The sequence below is a fragment of the Streptomyces kunmingensis genome (assembly GCF_039533535.1).
Lineage (GTDB): Bacteria > Actinomycetota > Actinomycetes > Streptomycetales > Streptomycetaceae > Streptomyces > Streptomyces kunmingensis.
This window is the reverse complement of the sequence record NZ_BAAATS010000055.1, coordinates 1-16,162: the sequence shown is the minus strand read 5'-3', so window position 1 is coordinate 16,162 and position 16,162 is coordinate 1. Positions and strand designations below refer to the sequence as shown.

General features: G+C 70.5%; 16 protein-coding genes and 1 pseudogene. 10 read left to right on the top strand and 7 right to left on the bottom strand.

Translation table 11 applies throughout. The features are described from left to right. The first annotated feature begins 19 nt into the window (after nucleotides 1-19). The 6 genes from ABD366_RS40405 to ABD366_RS40380 all read left to right on the top strand — a co-directional run bounded on the left by ABD366_RS40405 (nucleotide 20) and on the right by ABD366_RS40380 (nucleotide 5,714). Nucleotides 20-607 carry a TetR/AcrR family transcriptional regulator gene (locus ABD366_RS40405; protein WP_324767625.1) on the top strand — a complete coding sequence of 196 codons (588 nt, stop codon included), beginning with the start codon at nucleotides 20-22 and terminating at the stop codon, nucleotides 605-607. Between the two features lie 131 nt (nucleotides 608-738). Further along, nucleotides 739-1,500 (top strand): type 1 glutamine amidotransferase domain-containing protein, encoded by a 762-nt coding sequence (locus ABD366_RS40400; RefSeq protein WP_324767623.1) that lies wholly within the window; start codon nucleotides 739-741, stop codon nucleotides 1,498-1,500. 210 nt (nucleotides 1,501-1,710) lie between these two features. Further along, complete coding sequence (locus tag ABD366_RS40395; RefSeq protein ID WP_324767622.1) at nucleotides 1,711-3,126, top strand: MFS transporter; 1,416 nt, start codon at nucleotides 1,711-1,713, stop codon at nucleotides 3,124-3,126. Nucleotides 3,127-3,143: 17 nt separating this feature from the next. Continuing rightward, on the top strand, nucleotides 3,144-3,767 hold the full coding sequence (locus tag ABD366_RS40390) for a hypothetical protein (RefSeq protein WP_324767620.1): 624 nt from the start codon (nucleotides 3,144-3,146) through the stop codon (nucleotides 3,765-3,767). A gap of 9 nt (nucleotides 3,768-3,776) precedes the next feature. Continuing rightward, nucleotides 3,777-4,298, top strand: coding sequence for a 2'-5' RNA ligase family protein (locus ABD366_RS40385; RefSeq protein WP_324767619.1), 522 nt, complete (start codon nucleotides 3,777-3,779; stop codon nucleotides 4,296-4,298). Nucleotides 4,299-4,616: 318 nt separating this feature from the next. Next, entirely contained in the window at nucleotides 4,617-5,714 is a 1,098-nt protein-coding gene (locus tag ABD366_RS40380) for an SGNH/GDSL hydrolase family protein (protein WP_324767617.1), read from the top strand. Between the two features lie 55 nt (nucleotides 5,715-5,769). Here the strand turns inward: ABD366_RS40380 and ABD366_RS40375 are convergent, their stop codons facing one another. Continuing rightward, the gene (locus tag ABD366_RS40375) at nucleotides 5,770-6,405 is read right to left on the bottom strand and encodes a DUF4232 domain-containing protein (RefSeq protein ID WP_324767615.1); all 636 of its coding nucleotides are present in this window, start codon (nucleotides 6,403-6,405) and stop codon (nucleotides 5,770-5,772) included. A 249-nt stretch (nucleotides 6,406-6,654) separates the two neighbouring features. On the opposite strand from ABD366_RS40375, the gene ABD366_RS40370 reads away from it, so the two are divergent. After that, on the top strand, nucleotides 6,655-7,203 hold the full coding sequence (locus ABD366_RS40370) for a CGNR zinc finger domain-containing protein (protein ID WP_344443463.1): 549 nt from the start codon (nucleotides 6,655-6,657) through the stop codon (nucleotides 7,201-7,203). A 4-nt stretch (nucleotides 7,204-7,207) separates the two neighbouring features. Here ABD366_RS40370 and ABD366_RS40365 read toward each other — a convergent pair whose 3' ends face one another. Together ABD366_RS40365 and ABD366_RS40360 are read right to left on the bottom strand one after the other, a co-directional pair. Next, nucleotides 7,208-7,738: a hypothetical protein gene (locus tag ABD366_RS40365; protein WP_344443461.1), complete on the bottom strand. Its 531-nt coding sequence runs from the start codon at nucleotides 7,736-7,738 to the stop codon at nucleotides 7,208-7,210. Nucleotides 7,739-7,862: 124 nt separating this feature from the next. Continuing rightward, nucleotides 7,863-8,351: a TetR/AcrR family transcriptional regulator gene (locus ABD366_RS40360; protein ID WP_324769854.1), complete on the bottom strand. Its 489-nt coding sequence runs from the start codon at nucleotides 8,349-8,351 to the stop codon at nucleotides 7,863-7,865. Nucleotides 8,352-8,681: 330 nt separating this feature from the next. On the opposite strand from ABD366_RS40360, the gene ABD366_RS40355 reads away from it, so the two are divergent. Together ABD366_RS40355 and ABD366_RS40350 are read left to right on the top strand one after the other, a co-directional pair. Beyond that, complete coding sequence (locus tag ABD366_RS40355; protein ID WP_324769847.1) at nucleotides 8,682-9,563, top strand: Bax inhibitor-1/YccA family protein; 882 nt, start codon at nucleotides 8,682-8,684, stop codon at nucleotides 9,561-9,563. A 128-nt stretch (nucleotides 9,564-9,691) separates the two neighbouring features. After that, complete coding sequence (locus tag ABD366_RS40350; protein ID WP_324769849.1) at nucleotides 9,692-10,729, top strand: alpha/beta fold hydrolase; 1,038 nt, start codon at nucleotides 9,692-9,694, stop codon at nucleotides 10,727-10,729. A gap of 51 nt (nucleotides 10,730-10,780) precedes the next feature. On the opposite strand, the gene ABD366_RS40345 is transcribed toward ABD366_RS40350, so the two are convergent. Next, a complete protein-coding gene (locus tag ABD366_RS40345; protein ID WP_411293728.1) occupies nucleotides 10,781-10,981 on the bottom strand; it encodes a hypothetical protein in 201 nt (66 codons plus the stop codon). A gap of 31 nt (nucleotides 10,982-11,012) precedes the next feature. Then, a pseudogene (locus tag ABD366_RS40340) lies at nucleotides 11,013-12,311 on the bottom strand (AAA family ATPase); the annotation flags it as partial. Between the two features lie 373 nt (nucleotides 12,312-12,684). Between ABD366_RS40340 and ABD366_RS40335 the strand changes: the two are divergent. Beyond that, nucleotides 12,685-14,253: an MDR family MFS transporter gene (locus ABD366_RS40335; protein ID WP_458860713.1), complete on the top strand. Its 1,569-nt coding sequence runs from the start codon at nucleotides 12,685-12,687 to the stop codon at nucleotides 14,251-14,253. 13 nt (nucleotides 14,254-14,266) lie between these two features. On the opposite strand, the gene ABD366_RS40330 is transcribed toward ABD366_RS40335, so the two are convergent. Next, nucleotides 14,267-15,145, bottom strand: coding sequence for a helix-turn-helix domain-containing protein (locus tag ABD366_RS40330; protein ID WP_324769851.1), 879 nt, complete (start codon nucleotides 15,143-15,145; stop codon nucleotides 14,267-14,269). A gap of 135 nt (nucleotides 15,146-15,280) precedes the next feature. After that, complete coding sequence (locus ABD366_RS40325) at nucleotides 15,281-16,042, bottom strand: creatininase family protein (RefSeq protein ID WP_324769852.1); 762 nt, start codon at nucleotides 16,040-16,042, stop codon at nucleotides 15,281-15,283. Between the last annotated feature and the right edge of the window lie 120 nt (nucleotides 16,043-16,162).

Below are 16,162 nucleotides of genomic sequence, written 5' to 3'. Positions count from 1 at the left end.
TCGGAGTTAGGATGGGGACATGCCAGTCACTCAGGGCGACACGCGCCGCAGCATTCTCGACACGGCTCAGCGGATCATGTCCCACAAGGGATTCGCCGCAGTGGGGATCAACGAGGTCCTCTCCGAGGCCGGAGTGCCCAAGGGGTCCTTCTACCACTACTTCAACTCCAAGGACGCCTTCGGCGAGGCGATGATGCGGTCGTACTTCACCGACTACCTCGCGGACATGGACCGCATCCTCGCCGGACCGGGCCCGACCGCGGCGCAGCGGCTGATGAACTACTGGCAGGCCTGGCACGAGACGCAGAGCGTCGACGAGTGTCAGGGCAAGTGTCTCGCCGTCAAGCTCGGCGCGGAGGTCTCCGACCTGTCGGAGTCGATGCGGCTCGCGCTGAAGGAGGGCACCACCGCCATCATCGACCGCCTGGAGCGGGCGATCACCGCCGGCCTCGAGGACGGCTCGCTCGCGGTCGACGAGGACGCCCGCACCACTGCGCAGGTCCTGTACGACATGTGGCTCGGCGCCAGCGTCATGGCCAAGATCCACCGCGACATAGGCCCTCTGACCACCACCATGACGGTCACACGCCGACTTCTGCACACGTAGCACACGTAGCACCCCGCCGCCCCGGCGCCGCTCACACACCGTGTGCCTGCGCGGCCCCACAACCTCTCAGAGACGACCGGTCTACTCACATAAGAGGATCGGTCGGTACACCAATCGAAGGAGCAGTAATCATGAAGGTTCTCATCGTTCTCACCTCGCACGACGAGCTCGGCGACACCGGCCGCAAGACCGGCTTCTGGCTGGAGGAACTGGCCGCCCCGTACTACCGCTTCCGCGACGCCGGCGCCGACCTCGTGCTCGCCTCCCCCAAGGGCGGCCGGCCCCCGCTGGACCCCAAGAGCAACGAGCCCGCCAACCAGACCGACGAGACCCGCCGCTTCGAGGCCGACCCCGAGGCCATGGACGCTCTCGCCCACACCGTCCGCCTCGACTCCGTCTCCGCCGACGACTTCGACACCGTCTTCTACCCCGGCGGTCACGGCCCCCTCTGGGACCTGGCCGAGGACACCACCTCCGTCCGCCTGATCGAGACCACCCTGCGCGCCGGCAGGCCGCTCGCCCTGGTCTGCCACGCCCCCGGTGTCCTGCGGCACGCGGTGAACGAGGACGGCACGCCGCTGGTACGGGGAAAGAAGGTCACCGGGTTCACCAACAGTGAGGAAGAGGGAGTCCAGCTCACCGACGTGGTCCCCTTCCTGGTCGAGGACGAACTCGTCCGGCTCGGCGGCGACTACTCCCAGGGCGACGACTGGGCGCCGTACGTCCTGCGGGACGGCCTGCTGATCACGGGGCAGAACCCCGCCTCCTCCGGCCCGGCCGCCGACGCGCTCATCGCCTTCGTCACCAAGCGCGCCGAGACCGCCGAGACTGCCGAGGCCGCTGGAACTGCCGGGACCGCCGAGGCCGTCGGGACCGACAACGCCGGTGCGTGAGCGTCTACATCGTGAGGCTGCGCGAGCGGCTCGCTGACCCCGCCGGGCCGGAGGCCTACATGGCCCTGGCCCGGCGGGCCCGCCCGGGCCACCCGGTACCCCCGCCGGCGGACGCGGCGCGATCCAGACCTTGGAAGGGGAACCGTTCGACGGCGTCCTCATCGTCGACGGCCTCCCCGATACCCCAGCTCCAGCAGGGACTGAGAACCGATGCTCGTTCAAGCCCGCACACAAGCCCGCACACAAGCCCGCACACAAGCCCGCACACAAGTCCGCACACAAGTCCGCACACAAGCCCGCACACACGCCCCTGACGCGCCGCCGCACCCGTCCACCGTCCCGGTGCCGGCCGGGACCGACAGCGGAAGCCGTGTTCCACCGCGGACCGCACGTTCCGCATGGGTCCGGCCGGCCGCCGCCGTCTTCGTCGTCGGATGGGGAGCAAACATGTTTGCCTCCCTGCTGCACGCCTACGCACACCTGAGCGGGACCCGGGCCGACGGCCTGTTCGGGGCCTACGCACTGGGACTCGTCCCGGCCTTGTTGATCGCGGCACGGGTCTCGGACCGAATCGGCCGGCGCCGGGCGCTCCTCGCCGCGCTGCTGCTCTCCGCGCTCGGCTCGGCAGTGCTGTGGCTCTCGAGCGGGGAGTTCGCAACGATCCTGACCGGGCGGATACTCATCGGGATCAGTGCCGGCGCCGCGTTCGGGCCGGGAACAGCATGGATCAAGGAACTGTCCGCCACCTCTGTCACCTCTGTCACCTCTGCCACCTCCGCCACCTCCGCCACCTCCGCCACCTCCAGCACCGCACAGACGCGAGGCCTGGGAGCACGACGTGCGGCCGTCGCACTGACCGCCGGTTTCGCGGCCGGCCCCCTCCTGTCCGGGGCCGTCGTCCAGTGGCTTCCCGCGCCGCAGACCACGTCCTACCTCGTCCACATCGCGCTCGTGGCACTGGCACTGCCCCTCGTGTTCCGAGCCCCTGAGACGGCCCGCCATCCCCGACGCCACCTCCGACCGGACACCGGCCGCCCGGCAGCAGACCGCGGGCGAGACGCCTATCTGACCAGCCGGGTATTCCTGGCCGCCGTACTCCCCACGGCACCATGGATCTTCGGGGCCGCCACCGTGTCCTTCACAGCGCTGCCCGCACTGGTGTCCCTCGGCGACTTCGGCGCCGTCGGAAGCGGCATCGTCGCCGCGATCACGCTGGGCACCGGCATCGCGGTACAGCCATGGGCGGGCCGACTCGCGCGGCGCTCCCCGGCAGCCCCCTTCCGAACGGGCATGACGGCCGCGGTCGTCGGCATGCTCCTCGCGGCGCTCACCGCAGCAACTGGCTCCCTGGTCTGGCTGTTGACCGCCGCCATCGTCCTGGGCTCGGCCTACGGCATCCTCCTGGTGAGCGGATTGCGGCTGGTGGAATCGCTGGCCCCTCCGCAGCACGCGGCCACCGCGATCGCCGTCTTCTACAGCCTCGCCTACGCCGGTTTCGCCTTCCCCGTACTCGTGCAGGCACTGAGCAGCCTGTGGAACGCGGTCCCCGTACTTGTCGCCGGCTCCGGACTCGCGATGGCCGCCATGGCCCTGACCTTCATCGCCTGGCCCCACAAGGCCCGTTGACGAGAAGGTAGGAAGCGATGACCTTGCATTCCGATGTGGCCGAGTTGCTGGCGGGGGCCGGCATCGTCGACGTGGACCTCGACGATGCCGTGGCGGACGAGCACGTGCGATCGTCCGCGTACCAGCGCGTCATCTCGGTGACCGCTTCCTCGCGCAGCCGCGACCGGGACCGCGCGATCGTGGCCACGATCCTGCGCGACCCCAACGAGATGACGTCCAAGACGGCGGTGGTCGCCCTCGTGGACAGCATCGCGATGAAGGTCAGCGGTCCTGCCGAGTGGCGGCAGTGGTCGGCCGAACTACTGCCGGAGATCGACCGGCTCGGGACAGAGGGGCACCGCCAGTTCATCCTCCGCCGCATCCACGACTGGCTGTTGTGTCTGTCCATCGAGGACGGTCACGTGCCGACACCGGTCGAGTTGGCGCAGGCCACTCACTGGATGCAGCGCCTCCTCGCCGAGAATTCGACGTCGCCGGCGGTACTCGCCCTGCTCGCCGAGTCGGCCGGCAGCAGGAAGATTCGAAACATCGCAAAGAACCGGGCCGGAACCGCAAGCCGAGAACGCTCCGGTCACGCGGGATCCAGCACGGGCCGCGCCCGGGACGAGACCTTCCGGCCCTCTCCGGGGGCGGGACCCTAGGCTGCCGCGATGCACACTGTGGAACTGCTGGTCGACCACGTGACAGAGGAACGGGTGGCCGGCGTCTGGCGCGCGCTGGCCGCCGCCGGCCTGCCCAGCCAGGCGAGCCACGGCCACCCCACCAACCGGCCGCACCTGACCCTGGCCACATCGGCGGAGCCGCCGCCGGGCGGGTGGCGCGCACTTGCCCCGGCCCTGAGCGCGCTGCCCGTGCCTCTGAGGCTGGAGGGCGTCGTCCGGTTCGGCGGGCGGACTCGGGTGCTGGCCTGGCGCGTCGTTCCAGGCGCGGAGCTGACGGCGGTACACCGGCAGGTGTGGGAGCTGCTGCACACCGACGGTGACGCGCACCGCAATCCTCTGCACGCCCCCGGGAACTGGGCCCCGCACCTCACCCTCGGCAGATCCCGTTCCACCGCCGCCTGTTGGCCGGACGAGTTGCTGCCCGCGCAGCTGTCCGAGCCGTGGGAGGGCACCTTCACACAGGCCCGCAGCTACGACACCGTGCGACGGACAGTAGAGCTGCTGAGCTGAAGACATGGCGCGCCGAACAGTACTTTCGCCGCGCGCCCCGGTTTCCTCGATTTAATTATTGACGAAGGAAATTAATCCCTCTACGTTCCCGTGGTGGCAGAGCCGCGACGGATGCAGGACAGAGGGGAAACCGGGGCGATGTTTTCCAGCAGAACGACGGGTGCGGCGGGCCGCAGCCGACGCCACAGACCCATGCGAGCCACGGCGGGGGCGCTGATCGCGTTCGTCCTCGCGGCAGGGCCGCTGGGATCCGCATCGGCGGCCGCCGCGCCGTCACCCGCCGGGAAAGGGACCCGGGTCGGTGCATGGTCCCCGGGCATGACGACCGGCGGGCCGTCCTTCACCAACCAGACGCTCCGTATGGTGGTGCATCCCAGCGTCTCGGGTGCGGCGGCCCGCATCACGCTGTCCAACCGCTACAGCCCGCAGGCACTCGAGATAGCGGCGGTGGACGTGGCAGTCCAGGCGTCCGGCGGCGCGGCGAAACCCGGCACGACCCGGCACGTCACCTTCGGCGGATCGGGCAGGCTCACCATCGCGGCCGGTGCGGAGCGCATCAGCGACGCCGTCCCGATCCGGGTCGAGGCCGAACAGAACCTGCTGGTCAGCCTGTTCGTGCCGGGCACGACCGGTGTGTCGACCTGGCACTCGGACGCCTTCGACACCACCTACACGGCGGTCGGCGACCACACCGGCGACGTCGGCGCCGACGCCTTCGACACCACAACGACCTCCTGGTACTACCTGGCCGGCCTCGATGTCGTGTCCCCCACGGCCAAGGGCACCGTCGTCGCCTTCGGCGACTCCATCACCGACGGATACCACTCCTCCACCGGCACCTACACCCGCTGGCCCGACTTCCTGGCCCGCCGTATCGCCGACCGGCCGGGGCCGCGGAAGCTGAGTGTGGTGAACGCGGGCATCGGCGGCAATCGCGTGCTGACCGATGTGCCCAACCCGTGGCAGGGAGTCAGCGCCCTGAAACGGTTCGACCACGACGCCCTCGGCCGCCCGGGCGTGAAGGACGTGATTCTCCTCCAGGGCATCAACGACATCGGCAACAACGCCGGTCCCGAGGGCCGGCCGCTGACCGCGCAGGATCTCATCGACGGCTATCGCACCCTGATCGACCGGGCCCATACGGCCGGAGTCCGCCTCATCGGTGCCACGCTCATGCCGAACAAGGGCAACGGGTACTACACGCCCGCCGCTGAGGAGATCCGCCGGGACGTCAACGAGTGGATCCGTACGAGCGGCGCCTTCGACGGCGTCGTCGACTTCGACCTGGCCCTGCGCGATCCCGCCGACCCCGCCGCCCTCGACTCCGCCTACGACTCGGGCGACCACATCCACCCCGATGACGCGGGCATGCGCGCCATGGCGGACGCCGTCGACCTCCGGCTGCTGCGGCACTGAGCGAGGCACCGGCGCCACCAGGGCCGGACTCGGCGTCATCGGCCCAGCCGCCGGGTCACTTGCCGGAGCCGGTGTGGTAGCCGACGGGGTCGACGAAGACGTCGGGGGAGTTGCCGCTGTCGGGGGCGACGGTGATGTTCACGCCGTCGAGGTCGACGATCTCCGAGACGGTTTCGTTGGGCGGGGTCACGGAGAGACGGGTGTAGGTCTTGCCGTTGCCGCTGGTGTCGGGGATGTAGTGAAGGAGGAACTGGGTCTCTTCGCCGGACGCGATGGTGACGGTGGAGCCCGTGGTGTCGGTGCGGGCGGCGTCGGGGCCGGTGTCGCCCAGGCCATCGGGGCCGACCAGCTGAACGCCGGCGAAGCCGCGCATGCTGCACGTGTTCGCGCCGTTGTTCTTGATGTCGACGACGATCTCGTTCTTGATCCCCGAAGCGGCGGCGGTGAAGGCGAGGTTGTCGGTCTTGCACACCGAGTCCGACTTGGTCGTCTGGGTCTGGGACTGGTTCGTGGCGCTGAGCTTGCTGCCCGAACGCTCGCCGCCGGCGGAGTCGTTGGCATTGGTGGACGCGCTGGTGGACGCGCTGGTGTCGGCTGCCGCGCTCGTTCCGTCGCCGCTGCCGCACGCGGTGAGCGAGAGCCCGGCTACGGCCGCGACGAGGACGAGTGCGGAGATCTTCTTGACGCGCATCGGTACTCCTGTGGGGGGGGAAGCGGTGTCCTGTGCCCGTTCGGGCTGAGCGGGCGTTGTTGTTTCATAGGACACGCATATCCGGGGAGTCGTTGCGCCCCGAAGTGGATCAAGACGTCCCTGTGACACACGAGTCGTCAGGCTGTGACGGAAAGGCTCGAAACGACGTACCGGAGTGCGGCGACGGCGGAGACGCAGTCACCGTTCTATGGGGTTGCTTCTCGGTGTCTCACCGTTCAGTATGGTTACGTGAATCATGCTTTTCCCTGTGGGACGCTCCCTCTCGACTTCGTGGGCACGCTGCGTGCGCGACGCAACGACCTGCCGACGGAGAAGCTCGCCACCCCCGAGCTGCTCGACGACTGGTTCGTGGAGTCCGGGATGCTCGATCTGGCGCCGGGTGCGAGCGAGGTGGATCTCTCCATCGCCGTCGACCTGCGCGAATCCATCTACGATCTGGTCGTCGCCCGCATGGACGGCAGGCCGCTGCCGGCCGACGCGGTCGCCGAGCTGAACCTGCACGCGTCGGGTATGCCCGTCACCCTGCGGCTCGGCCCGGACGGCACGACGCGCACCGGTTCGGTTCCGCAGGGGCTCGCCGCTCTTGCCCGTGAGGCGGTGGAGATCCTGGGTGGCCCGGACGGTGCGCTGCTGCGGGAGTGTGCCCGGCCGGAGTGCACCCAGACCTATCTCGACCGTTCGCGCGGTCATCGCCGGGAGTGGTGCGCGATGCGGACCTGCGGCAACCGGGTCAAGGCCGCCACCTACCGCGCCCGCCAGCACAGCGCCCAGGGCTGAGGCCCTACGAGGCCGCTCGTGCGGAGTCCGTGAGGGTGTACATCACCGACCGGTCCTGCTTGTGGCGCCGGATCTTCCCCTTGGCGACCAGCGACTCGAGGGTGTTGCGCACGACCTGCGGGGTGGGGGAGCGGTCCGCGTGCTTCTGCAGGAGCTCGTCCCGCAGCTCCTTCGCCGGACGCGGCTCCTCGTGGGCAGCGAGCAGACCCATCAGCAACGTGCCGAGCAGCGGCTGCCGCGACTCCCCGCCGCTGGCGGCCTTCGCCGGCGTCCTCGTCCTCGTGCCGGGCCGAGATCGGGACGCCGGGCGGGCGAGAACGGGCTCGTCCTGCGCCTGTTCGGGCAGCGGGGGCGGGTCCTGGGGGAGGTCGGCACGCTCGGCGAGCTCCATGATGTCGGCGAGGAGAGCCTCCTCCTGCTGCAACATCCTGAGTTTCGCGCCCAGTTCCCGCTGCCGGCGACGGTTCTCCGCCAGATCCGACGCGGCCTGCTCTGCGTACCGCGACCGGAGCGTGGCGGCTGATTGTCTCGTCACAACCGTTCACTCCCTCGTAATGGTGGACGCTCGGCATGGTACCCATGCCGAGCGTCCGTGAGGAGGAGAACGGAAGGGCGAGGTGTGGTCTCACGTGTGCATACCTGCGCCGCACCCGGGCCGGTCAGACCGGTCCGAGGCCCTTCAGCAAGGTATCGACGACGAGGTCCGCCGCCTGCCCGTCGGTCAGCTCGGGCATGCGCCGCACCACGAGATGCATCAGCTCGGGCAGCAGCGCCTGCGCCCATCCGTCGGGCACCCCGGCCCGCAACGTCCCCTCGTCGACGGCGCGTTGCACGAACGCGTCGACCTCCCGGACCGAGGCGTCCCGCCGCTCGCGGATCGCGTCGTCGGCGAGCATGCGGGTGAGATCGACCGGCCAGGTGCGGTTCACCGCGATGATGTTCTCCACGTAGCGGTGCAGGGCCACCGTGACCGGGGCCTCCCGCAGGCGCGCGTCGGCGATGGCCCGCTCGATGGCCTCCAGTCGCGACACATAGATCGCCGCGAGCAACTCCTCGCGGGTGTCGAACCGCCGGTAGACGGTCCTGCGGTCCACACCGGCCTCCGCGGCGATGCTCGCGATGCTCGCGCCCGGATCGGCAGCGAGCATGCGTGCGCCGGTGGTCAGGACAGCTTCGAGATTGCGTGCGGCGTCGGCCCTCATGGACGCCAGTCTAAACGAATCTTGTGAATATAGCCGCGTGAAGTGGCACGTGTGCGGGCGGATAAGAACACCAAACACCTCATGTGCGGGTCGATTTGCCGCCGTGGGCGCCCATGCGTCGCATCGATGGCCGGGGAGACGGCTTGCGGGGCGCAAAGTAACCTGTCAGAGTGGTTACTCGACGGAGGTGCTCGCCGAGCGGCGTCCGCACCGTCCGGACGACTTCACGGACTCACGACAGCGGCCGCGCACCACCGCGGCCCCGGAGGGAACGTCATGCGCAGCAGTAATCCGGTCTTCTCCCGATGGGGCCGCGGCAGTGGCGACGGCTCCGCCGACCGCACGATCCAGCGGCTCGAACCCGTGCCCGTCGGCGCGGCGGCCGGGGCGGACAAGGCCGGTCCGGTTCTCGCCAACCCCTATGCCGCGACCGCCGATCCGTCCCTAGCGCAGGGCGCCCGGACCGCCGCCGGGACCGCGATGACCATCGACGACGTCGTCGTGCGCACCGCCGCCACGCTCGGCACGGTCGTGCTCACCGCCGCCCTCTCCTGGATCCTGCTCCCCGTCGACAGCGCCGGGATCGGCCGGTCCTACGGCATCGCCTTCGCCGCCGCCCTCGTCGCGTTCGCCCTGTCCATGATCCAGAGCTTCAGACGCACACCCTCGCCGGCGCTGATCCTCGGCTACGCGGCCTTCGAGGGCGTCTTCCTCGGCACCGTCTCCAGCGCCGCCTCGGCGTGGATCGCGCCCGGCGTCGTCGTCCAGGCGGTGCTGGGAACCATGGCGGTGTCCGCGGGTGTGCTGATCGCCTACAAGCGCCGCTGGATACGTGTCGACCGGCGCTTCCAGGGTTTCGTCCTCGCCGCGGCCACCGGATTCCTGCTGCTGCTCGTGGCGGACCTGCTGTTCTCCGCGTTCGGCGCGGGCAACGGCCTGGGCTTCCAGAGCGGCGCCCTCGGCATCGTGTTCGGCATCGTCGGCATCGCGCTCGGCGGGGCCTTCCTGGCCCTGGACTTCAAGCAGGTCGAGGACGGCATCACCTACGGCGCCCCGCGGGACGAGGCCTGGTTCGCGGCGTTCGGTCTCACCACCACCCTGGTGTGGATCTACCTCCAGGCACTCCAGCTCCTGTCGATCCTCCAGGGTGACAACTGATCCACACCTCCCTCCTCCCTCCTTGACATGTGTGCGAGGAGGGAGGAGTCTTGTCACCAGTCAATACGGTGATTTAAGTGCGGCGGGTGTGCGTCATGTATGTTCCGCCGAGTGACGAGAGGAACGACGTGATCAGCAGACGCAGGGTGTCCCAGGCGGTGGCGATGGCGGCCGGCACGGTCGGACTCTCCGGGGCCGGCCAGGCCGTCGCCGCCCAGCAGGCGACGGCCGCCACACCGGCCGGGACCTCCGGGGCGTACCAGGGGCTCGGCCCGCTGCGACATGTGCGTACCGACGTCCTGGACATCGCCTACCACGTCGTCGGTCCGGCCGACGGTGTGCCGGTGATCCTGCTGCACGGCTGGCCGTTCAGCCCGGTCGGTTCCTACGCGGAGGTGGCGCCGCCGCTCGCCGACCGCGGTTTCCGCTGCTACATCCCCTATCTGCGCGGCCACGGCGAGACCACGTTCCGCCGCGGCAGCACCTTCCGTTCCGGCCAACAGGCCGCACTGGGCGCCGACTTGATCGAGTTCATGGACGCGCTCGGCATCAGGCGGGCCCTGTACGCCGGATACGACTGGGGCGGGCGCGCCGCCAACGTGGCCGCGGCCCTGTGGCCCCACCGCTGCGCGGGTTTGGTCTCCGTGAACGGCTACCTCATCCAGAACATCGCCCGCGCCCAGGAGCCCCTCGCCCCCTCCCTCGAACTGGGCTTCTGGTACTTCTTCTACTTCCTCACCGAGCGCGGGGCCAAGGGCCTGGAGCGCAACAGGGAGGACCTGGGCCGCGTCGTCTGGCAGCGCAACTCGCCCGAATGGCAGTTCACCGAGGCGGAGTTCGCGCAGACCGCGCAGTTGTGGACCAACCCCGACTACGTCGCGGTCACCCTGCACAGCTACCGCCACCGCCTCGCCGCCGCCCCGGGCGCACCCCGCTACGAGAAGCTCGAGCGACGCCTGCTCGGACAGCCGACGATCCCCGCGCCCACCGTCACACTGGACGGCAAGGCCGACGGCGTGACGCCCTGGACCGACGGCAGTTCCTACCAGCCGCACTACACCGGGCCCTTCGCCCACCACGTGGTCCCCGGCGCGGGCCACAACCTGCCCCAGGAGCGCCCGGACGCCTTCGTCTCCGCGATCCTGGAGGTCCACGACCTGGGCTGAGAGCCTGTGTCACATCCTCGGCCGGGCCGGCCGAGGTGATGCCACGGGCTCTCAGTCCAGCGCGCGGAGCGCTCCGTCCACGGCGGCCTCCAGAAAGGCGTGGTCCGCCCGCGCGTTTCCCATCACGTGCAGCCCCTGGATGAACGTGGTGAGGAAGCGGGCCAGCTCCACCGGCTCGTGCCCGGGCCCTAGTTCACCGCGGGCCCGCGCCCGCTCCAGCGCGCCGACGAGCACCGACTCCACCGCCGCCATCGTCGCCCTCACGCGCTCGACCGTCGCCGCGTGGGCGGCACGCAGGTCCGGAGCCGCTGCCGGAGCGGATCAGCTGCCGGGCCTGGTCCAGCTGGCCGGAGTGTCCGGCGATGTAGGCCGCGCTGCCCAGGCGCCGGGAGCGCTCCTCGTGGCTCTCGCTCAGCTCCGCGGCCCGGGTCAGCCAGGCCACGGCGGACAGTGCGCCGCCCTGCACCGTCGCGGAGTCCGCGGCCGCCTCCAGTACGGCCGCGACCTCCTCGTCGGGGTCGACCGTGGAGGCCGCCAGGTGTGTGGCACGGCGTTCCAGATCGTCCCGGTGCACCTGGGCGAGCATGGCGTGGGCCGCGCGTCGTTCGTTGGGTGTCGCCGTCTGTACGACGGTCGAACGCACCAGGGGATGGCGGAAGACGAAGTCGCCGGTGAGCGGATCGACGTCAAGGAGGCCGCAGTCCGCTGCCTCGTCGGCCTCGGTCATGCGGTAGCGGGTCCCTCGCGGGCTGCCGGCGCTCGCACCGGCACCGTCCAGCGCGCCGCGCAGCAGTTCCGCGCGCACACCGTCGCCGAGTGCCTGGATCCGGTCGCCGTACACGTGTTGCAGGCGCACGGGGAGCGGGATGCCGGTGTATCCGAGCAGTTCCCCGGAGGTGCGCCCCGACCGCCGGACGTACGGCGGCAGTTCGAGCAGTGCCAGCGCGTTGCCCTGGGCCTCGTCCAGGACCAGTCGGCGGATCCGGGGGGCGAGGCCCGGGTGCCGCAGGTCGAGGAGCTGCTCGGAGGCCTCCTCCGACAGCGTGGTCACCGGCAGTTCCGGCAGCGCGGCCGTGTCGAAGCCGGAGCGCAGGTCGGCGCGGAGCACGACGACGAGCTTCACCGAGCTGCCGGTCAGCCGGCGCCCCACGAAACCGATCACCTCGGTGCTGGAGGCGTCCATCCACTGGCCGTCGTCGAGCACGAGCAGCAGGGGTTTCTCCGATGCCGCGAGGGAGAGCAGGTCGAGCACGGCGATGCCGAGTGTCATGACCGAGGGAGGTGTTCCCTGACTCTGGCCGAAGACGACGTCGAAGACCCTGCGGTGCACGTCGTCGAGCCGGTCGATGGAGGACGACAGCGGATACAGGAACTGGTGGAGTCCGGCGAACGGCAGTTCCGACTCCGCCTCGACCCCGGCGGCCCGGATGACCCGGTATGTGTGCGCAGCCGCGAGGTCGGCCACACGTTCAAGGAGTGCGCTCTTGCCCACACCCGTGTCGCCGCGCAGGACGAGGGACCGGCCCCCGCTGTCGGCCACGAACGCCGACAGCGCCTCCTGTTCGCTCTCCCGGCCGATCATTGTCCCCTCGAGCGACTCCACGATCCCCACTTCCTTCAACCGCCGAACTCAGAGGCCGTGTGTGCGGTGTGTTTCTTCGCCACCTCAGGCAGCAGACTAAGGGGCGGGGGGTGTTTCGTCACCTCGTATGGTCGAAATAGTTCTGGTTGTGTGGATGGTCCATGTCACACACCTGTGGGTGTCGCGTCTTGCCTGAATCCGAGACACATATGTGGCTCCCGCGCCGCGCATGAGAAAAGCCAGCGGTAAGCCATAGGCATTAAGTGCTACAGTGACGTGACAGATGGGCGAGTGAGTGGCACCTCGATGGGTCGCATCCTGGGATGTGATCCGCACACCGCCCAGGCGCATCACTCCCGAAAGGCACGCCCTGATGTTCACAGCACAGAAGACCCGACGATCCGCACCTCCCGCGGCAGGCGGCGTGGCCGCGGCCATGAGCGCGCTGATCCTCGCGGTCCTCCTGGCCGCCCTGGACCAGACGATCGTCTCCACCGCACTGCCCCGGATAGCCGAGGACCTGAACGGGTTCGACGACATCGCCTGGGTCAGCGCCGCCTACCTGCTCGCCTCCACGGCGGTGACCCCGCTGTGGGGCAAGCTCGGCGACATGTTCGGCCGCAAGCGGCTCTACCTGACAGCCACCTCGATCTTCCTGATCGCCTCGGTGGCCTGCGGCCTGGCGCAGAACCTGCCCGAGCTGATCGGCGCCCGCGTGCTCCAGGGCGTGGGCGGCGGCGGCATGATCGTGCTGACCTTCGCCCTCGTCGGCGACATCGTCGCCCCGGGCGAACGCGGCCGCTACCAGGGCATGTTCGGATCGGTCTACGGCGTCGCCAGCATCGTCGGCCCCCTGCTGGGCGGCGTCTTCACCGACCAGCTGTCCTGGCGCTGGGCCTTCCTGATCAACCTGCCCGTCGGCATCGTCGCCCTGGCCATCGCGGCCCGCGCGCTGCCCGCCGCCACCCGCGGCGCCAAGGCCCGCATCGACGTCCTGGGCGCCACCGTCCTGGCCGCCATCGCCACCGGACTCGTCCTGATCACCTCCTTCGGCGAGCGCTGGGGCTGGGGTTCGCCGGCCATCGTCGGCCTGATCGCCGCCACCCTCGCCCTGGCCGCCGTGCTGCTCCCGGTCGAGCGCCGCGCCGCCGCCCCGGTCCTGCCACCGGCCATGCTCGGCTCGCGGACCGTGGTCTTCTCCTCGCTGATCGGCTTCTTCGCCAACGCCGCGATGTTCGCCGTCCTGGTCTACCTGCCGACCTACCTGCAGATCGTCCACGGCGTCTCGGCCACCCTCTCGGGCATCCATATGCTGCCGCTGGTCGCGGGGCTGGTCATCAGCCAGTCCCTGGCCGGACGCTGGGCCGCGCACATCGAGCGGCTGCGGACGATCCTGCTCGCCGGCCTCGCCGCCAACCTCGCCGGACTGCTCCTCCTCGGCACCATCGGCGCGGCCACCGACACCCTCGTGCTGAGCGGCTACTTCCTGATCACCGGCGTCGGTATCGGCATGGTCCCCATGGTCGTACTGACCACCGTCCAGAACAGCGTGCCCGCCACCGACCTGGGCGCCGCCAGCGCCGTGGTCACCTTCGCCCGCTCGATCGGCGCGGCCTTCGGCGTCGCCGTCTTCGGCACCCTCCTCAACACCGGCTTCGCGGACCGCGCCCGGGAACTGCCGACCACCGGTGGCTTCGACGCCGCCCGCCCCGACACCATCGGCCACCTGCCCGCCGCCCTGCGCGACACCGCGCTGGACGCCTTCGCCCACGCCACGGCCATGGGCTACCTGTGGATCGCCACCACCCTCGCCGTCGGACTCGTCCTCGCCCTCTTCCTCAAGCCGTCCCGCAGGAGCGACGAGCCGACTGCTCCGGGCGACTCCGGCTCCGCCGGCGACCGGGCGAACAACCCCGATGAGCCCGCTCCCGCCTCGGTGTGAACTGCCCGGGGCGTCACGGGGTCCGGGTCGCCGTCGGTTCCGCGTCGGCCCGGTCCGCCGTCCAGGCGGTGAGGATGCGCAGGGCGTCGTGGGAGGGGCTGCCGGTCTCGGCGGTCAGCACCATCAGGCGCTGACCGGAGTCGTCGGCTCTGGACCAGGTGTCGCAGTCCAGGGTGAGGTCGCCGACCAGGGGGTGGCGGTAGTGCTTGGTGCCGTACGTCGCGCTGTTGACGCGGTGTTCGGCCCACCAGGTGCTGAAGTCGGTGTCCCGCAGGGTCAGGTCGCCGACGAGCCGGGCGAGTTCGGGGTCGTCGGGGTCGGCGCCGGCCTCCATGCGCAGTGCGGCGACCGCGTCGCGGGCGTCGTGTTCCCACTCCCGGTGCAGGTCCCGGACCACGGGGTCGGTGAACATCAGGCGCAGGTAGTTGCGCCGCTCCGGCGGGATCGCGCCGAAGTCGGTGTACAGGGCGACGGCGGGGCGGTTCCACGCCAGGACGTCCAGGCGCCTGCCGAGGACGAGCGCGGGCGTCTCCGGGAGCTGGGCCAGCAGCCGGCGCATGGCGGGCCGTACCTGCTGGGCGGGGCGGCGGGTGCGGCGTGGCAGGTCGTCGGTCCGCCCGGCCACCTCGTAGAGGTAGCTCTGCTGGTCCTCGTCGAGGCGCAGGGCGCGGGAGAGGGTGTCGAGGACGGCCGCGGAGGCGCGGACGCGGCCCTGTTCGAGCCGGGTGTAGTAGTCCACGCTGATCGCGGCGAGCAGGGCGACCTCTTCGCGGCGCAGCCCGGCGACCCGGCGGGAGCCCGTTTGCGGCAGCCCGCACTCGTGGGGGTCGAGGTCGGCCCGGCGGGCCCTGAGGAACTCCCCGAGGGTACGGGCGTCGGAGGGTGGGTTCATGACGTGGGTTCTCCCGCGGTCCGCACACGTGTGAGGTGTGCCGGGTGAGGGTCTGCGTACCGTTTGAGGGTGGCGGGGCAGGGGTGCCCGGCTGCCCTTCGGGGGTGGGCGGACGGTGGCCGTCAAAGGGGTGACTTACTGCTTCGCCCAGGGGTCCGCCACGATGATGTCGGCCAGGGCCGAAGCGCAGCCCGCGAGCATCCGCTCGCCCTTCTCCGCGCTCGCCGTCCGGGCGTCGCCCGCGACCCCGCTCGGCGTGATCCGGTCGAAGGGCACGGCCATGTACACCGGCTCGGTGGACTCCGCGGGCAGCGTGATGCGGGGTCCGTGCGCCGCCGCCAGCTGGTCTTCGTGGATCAGGCCGGGGTGGGCGGCCATCATCATCGACGTCTCGCCCTCGCACGCGTGCATGAGACCGTCCTGGGTCTCCAGGGTCTGCCGCACCACCTCCCGGCCGGCACCGAAGTAGCTGGCGAACGCGATCGGCGTCGCCAGTTCCGCGGTCAGCTCGGTGGTCAGGGCGTTCAGCGCGGTCATGTTCCCGCCGTGCCCGTTGACGATCAGGATGCGGGAGAAGCCCACCCGGATCACGGACCGGCAGATGTCACGCAGCAGCGCGTGCAGCGTCGGCAGGCTGAGGGTGAGGGTGCCGCCGAAGGCCATGTGGTGCTCCGACAGACCCGTGGGGATCGAGGGGGTGACCACCACACCGGTGCGCTCGGCGGCCAGCACCGCCGCCCGGTGGCAGACCTCGGTGGCGAGGAAGTCGTCGACGCCGGTGGGCAGATGGGGCCCGTGCTGCTCGGTGGCGCCGATGGGCACCACCACCACCGCGTCCCGCGCCGCGAGGGCGCGCAGTTCGGCGGCGGTCAGCCGGTTCCACTGGACTTCGCTCATCGGAAGCTCCTTCTGGACGGGCCGGCACGGTGCGGGGCGCCGGGCCGGTATGGGGTGCGGGAACTCAGAGGTGGTCGGCGTCGATGACGGCTTGGGCGAAGGCGGTGGGTGCTTCCTGGG

Coding starts and splice junctions, on each gene's coding strand:
- ABD366_RS40405 (WP_324767625.1), top strand. CDS start 20: ATGCCAGTCACTCAGGGCGACACGCGCCGCAGCATTCTCGACACGGCT.
- ABD366_RS40400 (WP_324767623.1), top strand. CDS start 739: ATGAAGGTTCTCATCGTTCTCACCTCGCACGACGAGCTCGGCGACACC.
- ABD366_RS40395 (WP_324767622.1), top strand. CDS start 1,711: ATGCTCGTTCAAGCCCGCACACAAGCCCGCACACAAGCCCGCACACAA.
- ABD366_RS40390 (WP_324767620.1), top strand. CDS start 3,144: ATGACCTTGCATTCCGATGTGGCCGAGTTGCTGGCGGGGGCCGGCATC.
- ABD366_RS40385 (WP_324767619.1), top strand. CDS start 3,777: ATGCACACTGTGGAACTGCTGGTCGACCACGTGACAGAGGAACGGGTG.
- ABD366_RS40380 (WP_324767617.1), top strand. CDS start 4,617: ATGACGACCGGCGGGCCGTCCTTCACCAACCAGACGCTCCGTATGGTG.
- ABD366_RS40375 (WP_324767615.1), bottom strand. CDS start 6,405: ATGCGCGTCAAGAAGATCTCCGCACTCGTCCTCGTCGCGGCCGTAGCC.
- ABD366_RS40360 (WP_324769854.1), bottom strand. CDS start 8,351: ATGCTCGCTGCCGATCCGGGCGCGAGCATCGCGAGCATCGCCGCGGAG.
- ABD366_RS40355 (WP_324769847.1), top strand. CDS start 8,682: ATGCGCAGCAGTAATCCGGTCTTCTCCCGATGGGGCCGCGGCAGTGGC.
- ABD366_RS40345 (WP_411293728.1), bottom strand. CDS start 10,981: ATGGCGGCGGTGGAGTCGGTGCTCGTCGGCGCGCTGGAGCGGGCGCGG.
- ABD366_RS40335 (WP_458860713.1), top strand. CDS start 12,685: ATGTTCACAGCACAGAAGACCCGACGATCCGCACCTCCCGCGGCAGGC.
- ABD366_RS40330 (WP_324769851.1), bottom strand. CDS start 15,145: ATGAACCCACCCTCCGACGCCCGTACCCTCGGGGAGTTCCTCAGGGCC.
- ABD366_RS40325 (WP_324769852.1), bottom strand. CDS start 16,042: ATGAGCGAAGTCCAGTGGAACCGGCTGACCGCCGCCGAACTGCGCGCC.